Source organism: Vibrio sp. 2134-1 (genome assembly GCF_033339495.1).
Genome location: NZ_JAWOUS010000242.1, coordinates 1 through 861, shown reverse-complemented (window position 1 = coordinate 861; position 861 = coordinate 1). Strand labels below are relative to the sequence as shown.

The 861-nt window shown below is 46.6% G+C and carries 1 protein-coding gene and 1 pseudogene; both read right to left on the bottom strand.

What is annotated here, in order from left to right; all coding sequences use genetic code 11:
* Positions 1 to 91: pseudogene (locus R7R78_RS25210) on the bottom strand (LysR family transcriptional regulator); the annotation flags it as partial.
* Positions 92 to 223: 132 nt separating this feature from the next.
* Complete coding sequence (locus tag R7R78_RS25205; RefSeq protein ID WP_005461192.1) at positions 224 to 844, bottom strand: TRIC cation channel family protein; 621 nt, start codon at positions 842 to 844, stop codon at positions 224 to 226.
* Positions 845 to 861 lie beyond the last annotated feature (17 nt).

Genomic DNA, 861 nt, shown 5'->3' with positions numbered 1-861 from the left:
CAGTTTGGCTGATGTACAGCTGACTACCAGAGCGGCTCATGGTTTTTTCTTTACTTAGTACAAGTAACGTTTCAATGCCTTCTAATAACATAGCAATTAATGAAAATTAGGAATGAGACGGATAATTTAACGAATTGCTGAGGGATAAGCGAATCGTGTTAATTAAAATGCGAAGAGCCGAGATAAAGTCGGCTCTTTAGATTGAAAGCTGTACTTGAATTGCTTAGCGGTTGATGGCGAAAGTAGGTAAAGATAGATGCCAACGAATCGCACCAAGGCGAATCACTAGTGTTGAGATAACACCTGCGAGCAGGGCTGTGGAATGATCGTAACCCATACTCACAGCCATCGTGTGGAAGATGCCACCAATGATACAGGCTGTGGCGTAGACTTCGCTTCTTAGCACCATAGGTACCTCTCGGGCCAAGACATCTCGGATTATGCCGCCACCGCAACCGGTGATTACACCCATGATCACGGCAACCATGCCGGAGGCGTTGTAGGCGAGCGCTTTTTCTACCCCAATTCCCACAAATACGGCCAGACCGATGGCGTCACACACGGGTAAAACCCACCAAGCTAACCGTTTTGGTCTGCGAACCAAGATCATAGTTAACAAACAGGTGATGAAGATAACCCAAAGATAAGTGGTATCGGTAATCCAAAAGACGGGGGTCGCACCAAGTGCCATATCACGAATAGTGCCACCGCCAATGGCAGTCACGCTGCCTAGGACGATAACACCGAAGGGATCCATTTTTAATCGGCCAGCGAGTAAAACACCAGACACAGCGAAGATTGCTGTACCGAATAAATCGATCATATAAAGCAGCATGGAATCCATGTTACTTGGTACCTATA